General features: G+C 49.4%; 7 protein-coding genes and 2 tRNA genes. 2 read left to right on the top strand and 7 right to left on the bottom strand.

Annotated features, from left to right (window positions below; translation table 11 throughout):
• Positions 1-12 precede the first annotated feature (12 nt).
• Positions 13-2,043 (bottom strand): elongation factor G, encoded by a 2,031-nt coding sequence (gene fusA / locus SPICO_RS03445; protein ID WP_148228994.1) that lies wholly within the window; start codon positions 2,041-2,043, stop codon positions 13-15.
• 320 nt (positions 2,044-2,363) lie between these two features.
• Positions 2,364-4,535 carry a heavy metal translocating P-type ATPase gene (locus tag SPICO_RS03440; RefSeq protein WP_013739294.1) on the bottom strand — a complete coding sequence of 724 codons (2,172 nt, stop codon included), beginning with the start codon at positions 4,533-4,535 and terminating at the stop codon, positions 2,364-2,366.
• Between the two features lie 223 nt (positions 4,536-4,758).
• On the opposite strand from SPICO_RS03440, the gene SPICO_RS03435 reads away from it, so the two are divergent.
• Both SPICO_RS03435 and SPICO_RS03430 read left to right on the top strand, forming a co-directional pair.
• Positions 4,759-4,831 (top strand) — tRNA-Lys (locus SPICO_RS03435).
• Between the two features lie 43 nt (positions 4,832-4,874).
• Positions 4,875-4,946 (top strand) — tRNA-Glu (locus SPICO_RS03430).
• A gap of 273 nt (positions 4,947-5,219) precedes the next feature.
• Here SPICO_RS03430 and SPICO_RS03425 read toward each other — a convergent pair.
• The 5 genes from SPICO_RS03425 to SPICO_RS03405 form a co-directional block, all read right to left on the bottom strand.
• Entirely contained in the window at positions 5,220-6,758 is a 1,539-nt protein-coding gene (locus SPICO_RS03425; RefSeq protein WP_013739293.1) for a glycoside hydrolase family 43 protein, read from the bottom strand.
• Between the two features lie 54 nt (positions 6,759-6,812).
• The gene (locus tag SPICO_RS03420; RefSeq protein ID WP_013739292.1) at positions 6,813-8,933 is read right to left on the bottom strand and encodes a glycoside hydrolase family 65 protein; all 2,121 of its coding nucleotides are present in this window, start codon (positions 8,931-8,933) and stop codon (positions 6,813-6,815) included.
• A gap of 140 nt (positions 8,934-9,073) precedes the next feature.
• Positions 9,074-10,366: an ABC transporter substrate-binding protein gene (locus tag SPICO_RS03415; protein ID WP_013739291.1), complete on the bottom strand. Its 1,293-nt coding sequence runs from the start codon at positions 10,364-10,366 to the stop codon at positions 9,074-9,076.
• A 32-nt stretch (positions 10,367-10,398) separates the two neighbouring features.
• Positions 10,399-11,247, bottom strand: a complete 849-nt coding sequence (locus SPICO_RS03410) for a carbohydrate ABC transporter permease (RefSeq protein ID WP_013739290.1) — start codon at positions 11,245-11,247, stop codon at positions 10,399-10,401.
• Between the two features lie 3 nt (positions 11,248-11,250).
• Positions 11,251-12,177 carry a carbohydrate ABC transporter permease gene (locus SPICO_RS03405; protein ID WP_148228993.1) on the bottom strand — a complete coding sequence of 309 codons (927 nt, stop codon included), beginning with the start codon at positions 12,175-12,177 and terminating at the stop codon, positions 11,251-11,253.
• Positions 12,178-12,432 lie beyond the last annotated feature (255 nt).

Below are 12,432 nucleotides of genomic sequence, written 5' to 3'. Positions count from 1 at the left end.
TTTCAGCTTCTTTTACTCTTTGCGGGCGTAATGGGAAAACTCCATGGAGAAGTCCCCACGTCCTTGGGTGGCGGAACGCAACGCAGTCGAATAGCCAAAAAGCTGTCGCAAGGGAGCCTGAGCGTGAATGTGGTCGGCATTGGGACGGCTTTCCATGCTAATGACAATACCTCTGCGTGCGGTAAGCCCACCGATGACATCACCGACATACTGGGTAGGAACCATGATGATGACATTCATAATGGGTTCCATCAACAATGGTTCCGCAAGCTGGCAAGCAGCGTCATAACAGGCAGCCGTACATGCTTCAAAGGCAAATGGGGTAGCGGTCAGTTCGCTGTATTCGACGGCATTCAGCTCAACCTCCATGTCACAGGAGGCATAGCCGTAGCGAATGCCTCCCTGGAAAGAATTCATGACGCTGTTGCGTATGGCGTCAAAAAGAACTTGAGGCATGGCATTATGCTTGACAAGGGAAACATAAGATGTCCCTTTGCCCGTGGGGAGAGGACGCACTGTCAAGGTGACACCGGCAGCGTTCTCCTTTCCAGCGATGAGCTTGGAAAAACTTTCAGTGACGGTAGCTTCCTTTGTGATTGATTCCCTGTATGTCACCTGTGGATTGCCGACACGTGCTTCTACCTTCATTTCTTTTGTCAAGCGAGTGACGAGGACATCAAGATGGAGTTCTCCCATACCGCTGATTACCAACTGTCCGGTTTCCGGGTCATCCTTCCATGTAAAGGTAGGATCTTCCATGACCAAGATTTCCAGAGCCTTCTTCAGCTTGTCCTGATCGCTCAAGGTTTTCGGTTCAATGGCAACTGTAATCACGGGAGTCGGGAATTTCATCGATTCAAGAAGAACTTGATAACCTTCGCTGCCAATGGTGTCTCCAGTCTGGATATTCTTGAAACCGACAATCACACCGATGTCACCTTCTGACAGTTCATCCATATCCTCCGATCTGTTGGAGTGCATCCGAAGAATGCGGTTAATCCTTTCCTTTTTCTTTTTTCCGATGTTGAAGATGGCCGTGCTTTTCCTGAAGGTTCCGGAGTAGACCCGTACATAGCAAAGAGGACCGGCTTCACGGTCATATTGTATCTTGAAAATCAAGGCAAGGGGTGATTGCTTCGGATCACTGGGTACTTCGACTTCATTGTTTGTCTTGACGAGCTTTCCTATAGCTGGAGGAATATCATGGGGCGAGGGGAGGAAATCGATGACGCCATCAATTACTGGCTGGACGCCGATGTTCTTCAAGGAAGAACCGGCAAAGACAGGTAGTAGCTTTCTTTCAAGAGTTGCTTTGCGCAAGGCTTCCTTGAGCAGGGATGCGGGGATTTCCTGACCATCAAGGTAAAGCCCAGTGACTTCATCGTTGAAAGCAGCAACGGCATCAATCAGTTTTTCCCGCCATTCACGGGCAAGCTCCAGAACCGTCCCGTCAAGGTCATCGCGAATAACTGTCTGCCCTTGGTCTTCACTGTCAAAAGTGAGACGGCACATGTCAATCAGATCGATTACGCCACTGAATGAGCTTTCCGCTCCAATGGGGATGGTCACAGGTACGGGGGGAATGGACAGTTTATGCTCAATATCCTTCAGGACGGCGAAATAATCGGCGCCCATGCGATCCATTTTGTTAATGAATGCGATGCGCGGGACTTTGTAGGTGTCAGCCTGACGCCAGACTGTTTCCGTCTGGGGCTCGACGCCTCCTACCGCGCTGAAAATCCCGACCGCTCCGTCAAGGACGCGAAGGGAACGCTCCACTTCTGCGGTAAAGTCAACATGTCCGGGAGTATCGATTATGTTTATCTGGTATTCTTTCCAGTAACAGGTCGTTGCCGCTGAGGTGATGGTGATGCCACGATCCTGTTCCTGTTCCATCCAGTCCATTGTCGCTTCACCGTTATCGACTTCACCTATACGATGGTTCACTCCTGTGTAAAACAGGACTCTTTCGGTGGTAGTTGTCTTGCCGGCATCGATATGAGCCATGATGCCGATGTTGCGCATTTTATTCCGATCCATCATATGGTACACCCCTATAGCGGGCACACTGTAGCATGGAAAGGTCACCTTGTTAAAGGGTATGACCTTCAGTGCGACTTTTCGAAAAACTTCTTAAAACATATGGAGTTAACACGCAAATTTAACAATAAACGATATGATCCGTTTCATGGAAGCTGTAAAAAAGTTAATCAGGACTGGATTATGGTGTAAGCATCTTACATAAGATGCCCCTTGGCCAACAGAGTGAGGTCAAGGGGCGCATTGTGGAAAACAAGACTTGTCTTGAGCCGGGATGCCAGTGGTTACTGTCTTTCAAACAATCACTGAATACCGGAGGATGCTTACTCCGGTATCCTCAGACATCTGAGGGCATTGAGGACGGCGAGCAACGTAACTCCGACATCCGCAAATATGGCAAGCCACATATGGGCAATCCCGAATATTCCCAAGATCATGATGATGATTTTTATTCCAAGGGCAAAGCCGATGTTCTGCTTTACGATGCGCATGGTTTTCTGTGCTACGGACATGGCGGAAACCAGTCTGCTCATATCGTTGGTCATGATTACCGCATCAGCAGCTTCGATTGCCGCATCACTTCCCATGCCGCCCATTGCAATCCCTATGTCCGCACGGGCAAGTACCGGGGCGTCATTGATTCCATCGCCGACATAAGCGACATGTCCCTTTTCCTGAGCGGCAATGATCTTTTCTATTTCATCGACTTTATGCTGGGGAAGGAGTTCCGCCCGGACTTCGCTGATTCCCAGAGAATCTCCCACATGTTTTGCCGCCCGTTCCCGGTCGCCTGTCAGCATGATTGATTTCTGGATTCCTTTCTCCTTGAGACGGGTAAGGATTTCCGCCATTCCTTCCCTGATTCGGTCGGAAATCGTAATGCGACCAATGACGGTATCATTGTAAACGACAAAAACTTCTGTTGACGAGCTTTTGTGGAGCCGAGGAACATCCATGCCCCTGCGTTCCAACAGACGTTGGTTTCCGACCAGGATGTGAGCTCCATCAATCTGTGCTTCAAGCCCCATACCTGCATGTTCGGTGATGGATTCGACAGCAAACAGCCCTGTATCACCTGCATGTGCAATGATTGCCCTGCCAATGGGGTGAGTACTCATCTGTTCCGCGGAAGCCGCAAGACGGATGATTTCACCTGTAGAAAAAGAAGCGTCATATACTTCTACTTCATCTACGGCAAAAACGCCTTCGGTCAAGGTTCCTGTCTTATCAAAGACCATGGTCTCGGCGGCAGCAAGGGTCTGAAGGTAGTTCCCACCCTTGAACATGATGCCATGACGCGCGGCTCCGCCAATTCCGGCGAAGAATGCCAAGGGAACAGACACAACTAAAGCGCAGGGACAGCTGATGACAAGGAAAACGAGCGCTCTGTACAGCCATTGGGAAAATGAGCCAAAGCCTGCGACAGGCGGTATCAGGGCGACAAGTACCGCGATGCTGACAACGACCGGGGTATATATCCGAGCAAACTTGGTGATGAATCGCTCACTTGATGCTTTTTGTTGCGAGGATTCTTCCACAAGGGTCAATATCCTATACACGGTTGATTGCGCGTAACTGCTGGTGACTTCGATTTCCAATACGCCATTGGTTGAAATACAGCCGCTGAAAACAACTTCTCCGGCATGAGCGCTGCGGGGTACCGGCTCACCAGTTATGGCACGTGTATCAATCAATGAAAAACCAGAACGGACGATTCCATCCAAGGGGATTCTTTCCCCCGGTCGTACCTGGATGATTTCCCCGACCTGAACGTCCTCAGGTCGAACCGTCAGTTGCATTCCCCCCCGAAGGACTGTCGCGCGGTCAGGCTTGATATCCATAAGGGCAGTGATGGATCGGCGGGAACGGTCGATTGCCAGTTCCTGGAAGTATTCACCAACTTGATAGAAAATCATGACTGCCGCCGCTTCTGTGTATTCGCCAAGAAAGATTGCGCCGATAGTCGCAATGCCCATAAGGAAATTTTCGTCAAATAGGCGGCCTTTCACGATGTTTTTCACAGCTTTCAGCACTACATCGTATCCGGACAGGACATATGCTGCCAACACTAAAGCGGTGGCAAACAAGGAAGGAACTCCAGGGACATTGGCGAACGCGATAAAAAGGAGGGAGACAAGGAACCGAAAAAGGCGAGGGGTCATCCATGTGGAAGCTTTTTGCTGCAATACGGAGGAATGTTCATGTTCCAGATTATCACGGTCTATTTTTTCTGAGAATGGATTGGCTGACGATTCAAGCGGACGGAGGATAATTTCATCATCAGCGGCACGCGCGGTATTTTCGACCGAAGTCCAAAATTCATTCCCTTGGTTACAGCCTGTGGTGACGGTCAGTTTGCCTGTGACAAAGTTTAAGTTTGAAGCTGTGACTCCGGGCATGTCAGCCACGGCTTTTTCTACTTTTGCCGCGCACATTGCACAATCAAGGCCAGATATTGCCCATTCTTTTTTTACTGCTGCTTGTTGCGTATCCATGACATCCTTCCTTCTTCATGAATGACATGATCATATGGACGAACAGGATGATAAATAAATATATGAACATGTAATCATATGTTATATATTATGAATGAGTTTTTTTGTCAATAAATTTTTTCCATTTTTCGGTATTTTGATATCGTGAAGAAAACTGGGAAAGAAAACTCTCATCATGAGTTGACATGATTTATGAGTACCTGCTATATTCCATCCGTTGCAAGGGCCGCTAGCTCAGCTGGTAGAGCAACGCCCTTTTAAGGCGTGGGTCATGGGTCCGAATCCCGTGCGGCTCAAAAACGTGGGGGATGCGTATGATGTGACCCGCCATGGTTTCTTGTCTCCTTCGTCTAGTGGTTAGGACAACGGGTTTTCATCCCGTCAACGGGGGTTCAATTCCCCCAGGAGATGTACTGATAATTCCTTACATTGTAAAGAAAAAGACGATATGCTAAATATCGTCTTTTTGTTATTTTCCCGCAAGTGTCACTAATTAGTCACCTGAATGAGGGAAAAATGCGCTATAAGGAGGCTCAACGCGGAAAGTTGTGGGATGGACGATAAAGTAGCCGAAGAGAAAGGCGGAAAGAACCATTTGGTTTATCCAAGAAAAAGCGGAAAAAGAAAATAATGGCATCCTCCTGTGGGTGTGTTTCTACAAAGAACAGTGCGCAACAACGAACTCTAGGCATGATGCCAGATATTCAGATAATCAAAATCTGCTGGTTTTCTTTGGCCTGTCATATCATGACAGTAAAGGGCGAAGTGCGCTCCGGTGAATCCAGGGGCTTTCTCATCAGAGAGAATCGATATGTCCAGCGGGGTAAAGGCATCTATCCAGTCCCCATCAAGACCGACGGCATAGGAGAACTGCGCTGTCAGCCCGACGACGGAAAGACCCAGATGCAAGGAATCTTCCTTGGTCACGGACAGGAGAATCTCCTGACGTGTCACTGACCCATGGATGCTTGTCTCCAGCCGCAGCACAGACATGTTGGCGTCATTCATTGACAGAACAAGGAGATGATAGTTTTCGTTGTTGTAAATGTAGCACAGGCCGGCGGCTTGTTCAGGAAAGTCAGGATGAAATTCCATGCATGTCTTGACTGTGCATGAGTGAGAAGTCTGCCGTCGCGCAACGAGCGAGACATGGTGGCGGGACGTGATTGACTCTTGACCGAACAGACGCAACCATCCGGATCTCTCTGTAAGAGATATCACTCCATCCAGAGGAATGCGAAGACTTGTATAGAAAGGCTGAAGCACTGGAGAATCAAAGTCATCCATTGTTGGTTCATCAGGAAACGCGCAGGTGTGTAGTCCTTCGGGAGGAGCCACCATTTCCTGTGGAATTCGTCCTCCGACTGGTCGTATCCAGCCATCATCCGTCCATGATATTTTCTGGATTGCGGTTTCCCGCCCAAGGATGCTGATGCCATTTTCCGGTTGACTGCACAGGTGGAACATATACCACTGACCGTTCTGTGTCTTTACAAGGTCGGCATGCCCGGCTTTCTGGAGCATTGCGTGCGAAGCATCCACAGATGAGAGGATCGGATTGTCCGGGTCAATGACATAAGGTCCCTGAATGTCACGGGAACGGGCGATTGTGACGCAATGCCGGTATCCTGTACCTCCCTCAGCGACAAGCAGATAGTACCAATCGTCGTGCCAGTACAGATGAGGTCCCTCGGTAAAACCCCTGTCAGTACCATTGAAAATCGTCCGTATCTCTCCGACAAGTTCCTTACGGGATAGATCGAACTCTTGCAGCAGGATGCCCTTGAAACCATTGCGCATGTTAACGAGATATGTCCTGCCGTCCGGAGCATGGAACAATGAAGGGTCAAAGCCCATGCTGTTAAGGTAGACAGGCTCAGACCACTCGCCGTTGATGTTGTCAGTCCAGACAACGTAGTTATGGGTATTGTAATATGGCTGCTTCTGTGTCTTCACATCGGTATAGACAAGATAGAAGATTCCATCCTTGTAGGAGATATCGGGAGCCCAGATGCCACCATTGTTCGGATTTCCGACCATGTCCAGTTGGCTGCGTCGCCGCAAGGGAGATTGAATCTGCTGCCAATGTTCCAGGTCACGGGAATGCCACAGCCTTACTCCCGGCCACCACTCGAACGTCGAAGTAGCGAGGTAATAGTCATCACCAACCCTCACGACGCTGGGGTCAGGGCAAAAACCTTTCAGTACAGGATTCCGTATCATTGAACATCGCCTCCTTTTTTTGTTCCTGAATGGATTCTTTCATGTTCCCTATGTTTATGGCAACGGCAAGATATTCCTGGTGAGGACTTTCCATTTCCCGTTTTTCGGAAATCCAGGAGCTATGTCCGCACAGCCGTCCCAGCCTGCCGACATCAAGGCCAGGGCAAAAAGCAGCCCACCGTTTCCTGGCAAGTATGCGGGAAGGTCGTTCCGTGATTTCTGGAAGTTGTGTCCGTTAGCTTCGTAGGAATTTTTCGGTGTATCACACAAAAGCAAATCCAGGGCAGTGTCCGGTTTTCCCAGTCGTGTGGCGGTCATGGCCATCATGGCAAAATCCCATCCCCACAAGGATAAGTAATCCCAGCATTCCATTGTCTTTTCCAATGTAGCAAACATGATTGCCGGATTGATTCGCTCTGACGGGATGACACCACATGCTCCCAGCATTGACGGATGGTCAGTAGTGAATTTAGTGAAAGTATCAGGACAGTCTGCGTGGGCGATGTATAAACCCCCATGCTTCGGGACAGGAGCAATGCGTTGCCAGACTTCTGCCCATTTTGGCGGTACCTTGACACCAAGTTCCCGTGCCCATGCACACGCTATGCCGAGAGCGAAATGCCAGTATTCAATCTCGAACGCCGGGTCAGTGACGGCCATGGGAGAATGTGTCTCCTGCACTGGGATGAGGGGCGGCAGAAGATGGTACAATCCGTCCTGTCGAGACAGCATGGCATAATCCGCCATGAAAGTCGCGGTTTCTGACATTACATCCCAATACTCCGCCATAAAGGACGGTTTCATTCCAGAACGGCGGAGAAGTTCGAGCAAATAGATGACATGTGGTTGTTGCCAAACAAGCAAAGGAGCGATGGGTGAGGGGCTGTCGGTTCCTTCATATGCGACCATCTTGGGCCAGCGAGCTCCCGCATAGCCATTGTTCCGTGCGTTTTCCCGTGCTTGGGGCAGAATGCGCTTATACCATCCGAGGCTTCTCATGAGCAGGTTGGCATGGTTCCAGAGGGGAAAGAAAGCACCGTGCCACAGGTGCATTTCAAGGTGGAACTTACCGTACCAGCTATTGCAGAACAGGCCGGTTTCCTGGGGGGGCATTCCTCCCGTGCAGTTTATTGCCAGCAGATAGAGGGAAAGAATTGTCCTCCTTTCTAACTCTCCGGCTCGTATGTCTATGCTGCCCGACAGGTCTATGATGCCTCCTTCTTCCCAGAAAGAGTTCCACCAGTGTTTTGCGCAGGTGAAGACTGTTGAGGTTGTTCCGCTGGAAAGGATGTCGTTTTTATCTTCTTCCTGCTTGTTTTCTTTAAAATTATCCTGGCTTTCATGGATGAAATCGGCGGTAAATTCCAAAGAATACCCCGCAGTGGCGGAGAGCGTGAATTCATGGCTGCCTGTCCGCTCCATTCGGGCTGGCGTACAGGCCTGAACGTTCAGGTGAAAGGTGAGATTATCCATGGCGCGTAAGATTGACCACTGGCGGTCTTGTCGCCGGGAAAAGGTCGAGATATGCCGTTCAGGGCATGACCAGTCGGAACCGGAAATATCGGGACTACCGTAGGGAAAGGAGAAGACGACGGACAGTCTACGGGATGCAAGCAAAGGAGTTTCTATGGAGAATGCCAACATATCCATATGCGGCGCACAGGCTGATTTTACCTGGCAAGGAACTCCCTCCAGAGAGAACTGGCTTTCCAAGAACCCATCGTACATGTACAGTTCCTGATGTATTGCCGAGATGGAGTCAGGCAAAATATCCTTGCCGTCAAGACGGAAGCCGATACGTATGAGATTACACTTGTGCGGATTTTCCCTGAGCCAACCGTAGACTTCTTCATTTCCCGGTTTTTTCTCAACCGGATATTGGACAGTTCTTCCACCGAAGTCGTACTGTGTCATTTCAAGGTCGGACAAGGAATATTTTCCTGTTCCGTTTCCCTGTGCCGGGGTAGTGTGCCAACCCCATTGTGACATGGTGCATAGTGGGACATATGCTTCCCCGTACATGGTATAGAACGTTTGTAGGCCGGTCGGATCGGCAGTGAAGGCAAGCTGTCCGTTGCCGATGGAAAGAGGGGAGACTGTCTTGATTTCCCGCAGTACGGGATTGTTCCTGGCTACCGTTTTTGATGCGTCAATGCCTGATGAATCTTTTGACATGAAGACACCTTTCTTTTCCTTTCCCAGCGCAGTGGAGATTACAAAAATACGGGGAGCCGTGGCTCCCCGTCAAGATAGCGTACAGGTAGAATTACCCCATAGTTTAATTCCATCTCCTGTCTTGCGATAAATCCAGCTTCTTACTTGGAAATCAGCCGGATGAGCAAGTCGTAAATCTGCTGTCCGCCATCAGCCGGAGTAATCTGGCCGAAAGCTACCCTCTGATAAATCAAGTAAAGAGTGCTATTGAGTTCCGTATCATTAGGTACGTGATCTCCTTCGGGCGACGTATGAGGACCTGCAACCTGCATGTATGAAAGGATTTTCTGGTCAGCAGCACTTGCAGAGCCTGCGGCACGTGCTGTCGAGGATGCGGAAGAACCACGATCACTACCCAAGACAATAGCCGCTTCAGGTGAGTTGACCAGGAAATTTATGAACCTGACCGCCAGTTCTGGATTCTTTGCGTCTTTGTTCACCGTATAGTACTGACTCTGTGTTTGCCAAAGCGAATTTTTCTCGGCTGCGCCAGGGAATTCGATGAAGTCAATCTCATCAGTCATGGTTGCCTGCCATCCACCAATCTGGTTAGTCCAGAGGAATCCTATGGCCACCTTGCCCGCTACGATTGCCGAGGAGTCTGCATTGGTCTCTGCATATGCCGCAGCCACATCAGCCGGAGGAATCAGGCCATTGTCCCTGTAATCCTTGAACAGTTCAAGATACTTCGTGGCATCAGCGGGAGTCACGTATGTTCTGTTTTCCGCTGTCTTGTACAGAGGCGTACCGTTGTATCCCGTCCAATAGCCGAAAGGAGTCGAGTTGCTGGACAGAATACCAATATCCATCATCGGATACACTCCCTTGGGGAGCTTGTCTCTGATGAGCAACAGGTATGCGCGGAACTCATCGTAGGTCATACTTACCTTGGGAAGCGGAGCTCCGCTTCTTTCCAGCAAGGATTTGTTGTAGACGAGAGCTGGCATGTTTGCTCCGGTGGTTACACCATAGAGGTTTCCGTCTCGACTTCCCGCTTCTATGGCTCCGGGATCAATGACTGATGTGTTGAGTATCGTACCGACATAGCCATTCAAGGGAAGCAATGCGCCTCTCTTGATGTAGTCATCAATGTTACCGCCCATCTGGATAATGTCCGGACCGCTTACTGCTGCCAGCTGCGTATCTACCTTCACAAAGTGGTCACCTGAGCCGCCGGAAGGTTCCATGTTCACCTTGATGCCCGGATTTGCGGATTCAAACAGCAGCACCGCCTGTGCGCTGCGGGTTATACGAGCTTCGCCGCCCCAGTACGCCCATCGGACTGTTCCGCTGGCACTGGCAGTGGCAGCTCCCGCGCTCTCTTTGGTTCCGGCTGAGAATACCATGGAGGTAGCAACCAGAAGAATGATAAGAAGCAAAAATGCTTTTTTCATTGTGAAATCTCCTCTTTATTTGTGGGATGATATCATCCCTTGATACCCGTAGTAGCAATTCCCCGTACAAAATACTTTTGTAGTGATACGAACAGAATAAAGCAGGGAACCAGCGAAAGTACTGACATGGCGAACATTGATCCCCAGGAGGAAACTCCTGAGGCATCGAGGAAAAGCCTTAGTCCCATTGGTACAGTATATTTCTGGGGTGAATTGAGGTAGAGAAGCTGGTTGAAGAAATCATCCCATGTCCATAGGAAGGTAAACAGAAGCGTGGTAATCAATGCGGGGACAGTCATTGGCAGAATGATTTTCCCGTAGATTCCGAACTTGCCGCAGCCGTCAATCAGTGCCGCCTCATCCAGCTCCCTGGGTAAGCTTCTGATGAACTGGACGAGCAGGAAGATGAAGAACGCGTCCGTAGCGAAAAACTTGGGTACTACGATAGGCAAGATGGAATCGAGCCAGCCGAAAGATCTGAAAAGGATGTAGCGGGGGATGGTGGTCACATGTCCCGGCAGCATAAGTGTCAGCATCATGATGCCAAACCATATCTTTCTTCCAGAAAATTCGAGCCGCGCGAAAGCATATGCCGTCAGCGAACAGAAGACAAGATTTGCGATGATGCAAAATAAGCTGATGATAAAGGAGTTCCGGAAGAATGTGTCGAATCCGACAATGCCAATGCCTTTCCATCCATTCGTATAGTTCTGCAACGTGAATGCCTCAGGTATCAGCCCTGCATCCCGAAAAATCGTATTGGGGACTTTGAATGAAGCGGATATCAGCCAAAGGACGGGGTAGAGCATCCCGAATGCCATGACAATGATGACGATGTTCACAATGGTGTTGGAGATGTGGTCTTTGGTTATCTTTTTCATGGGTTATTCTCCGCTGCCGTAGGAGACGAGCCTGCCGGAGAACCTGAAAGACAGCGCTGTCAATGCGGCAATCACAATCAGAAGCACCCACGCCATGGCCGATGCATACCCCATCTCGGAAAACCCGAAGCCCTTTATATACAGGTACAGGCTATAGAACATGGTGGAATCAAGTGGCCCTCCCGACCCTCCTGACACGACGAAAGCCTGGGTGAAAGACTGAAATGCACTGATCATCTGCATGATGAAGTTGAACATTATGATAGGGGAGAGACAAGGCAATGTAATGGAGAAAAGCTGCCAAGTCTTTCCTGCCCCGTCTACAGCGGAGGCTTCATAGTATTCTTTCGGTATCTGCTGAAGTCCCGCGAGAAAGATAATCATAGGGGAGCCGAACTGCCAGACGGCCAGTATAATCAACGTGGAAAGGGCATACCGTGGGTCTGATATCCACGATGGAGGATTCGACACGCTGAAGATGTTTTTCAAGATAAGGTTGAAGATTCCGTCGCCGGCGAAAAGGCGTCGCCATAGCACAGCTATCGCCACTGACCCGCCAAGCAAAGTGGGTATGTAGTAAAGCGCGCGGTAGAGGGGCATCAGCTTGAGCTTTCTGTTCATCACCATGGCTATGACAAGCGCAAAGACCAGTTTGAGCGGAACAGAAATGAACACGAACTTCAATGTCACGAAAAGGGAGTTGAGGAATCTTTCGTCCCCCTGATACAGTTTGTTGCCACCGAACATGACAAAATAATTTCGCAAGCCAACCCACTTTGGCGGTTGGAGGATGTTATACTCGGTAAAAGAAAGGTAAAGGGAGTACACCATGGGGTATACGGTCAGGACAAAGAAACCGAGCAACCAAGGAATGAGGAATGCATAAGAAGTCACGTTGTTCCTGAATTTCTTTGACAAACTTCTTTCCATTCCCATTACATATCCCTCCGTTTCAGCCGTGCCGACCAGAAAGCAATTCCCGTCTGCTTAATTTTTAGTCAACATCTGTTCAACGACGCATTACCGAGAGTAATGATGTCGAATTACATATTTAAGGTATGGTATCATTGCCTCTGATAACCATAAATAGGTAATTCCCCCTATAATCTTCTAAGTGTTTTCACCTATAGATGAGGTCATTATGCGGTGTGATACGCCTATGGGTTTAAGTGATTATTGGCTACG

The sequence above is a fragment of the Parasphaerochaeta coccoides DSM 17374 genome, from assembly GCF_000208385.1.
Lineage (GTDB): Bacteria > Spirochaetota > Spirochaetia > Sphaerochaetales > Sphaerochaetaceae > Parasphaerochaeta > Parasphaerochaeta coccoides.
Note: the sequence above shows the minus strand (reverse complement) of the source record. Positions and strands in the feature narration are given on the sequence as shown.

Excerpts from the sequence above, each read along its gene's own strand:
- fusA (WP_148228994.1), bottom strand. The coding sequence starts at position 2,043 with ATGATGGATCGGAATAAAATGCGCAACATCGGCATCATGGCTCATATC.
- SPICO_RS03440 (WP_013739294.1), bottom strand. The coding sequence starts at position 4,535 with ATGGATACGCAACAAGCAGCAGTAAAAAAAGAATGGGCAATATCTGGC.
- SPICO_RS03425 (WP_013739293.1), bottom strand. The coding sequence starts at position 6,758 with ATGATACGGAATCCTGTACTGAAAGGTTTTTGCCCTGACCCCAGCGTC.
- SPICO_RS03420 (WP_013739292.1), bottom strand. The coding sequence starts at position 8,933 with ATGTCAAAAGATTCATCAGGCATTGACGCATCAAAAACGGTAGCCAGG.
- SPICO_RS03415 (WP_013739291.1), bottom strand. The coding sequence starts at position 10,366 with ATGAAAAAAGCATTTTTGCTTCTTATCATTCTTCTGGTTGCTACCTCC.
- SPICO_RS03410 (WP_013739290.1), bottom strand. The coding sequence starts at position 11,247 with ATGAAAAAGATAACCAAAGACCACATCTCCAACACCATTGTGAACATC.
- SPICO_RS03405 (WP_148228993.1), bottom strand. The coding sequence starts at position 12,177 with ATGGAAAGAAGTTTGTCAAAGAAATTCAGGAACAACGTGACTTCTTAT.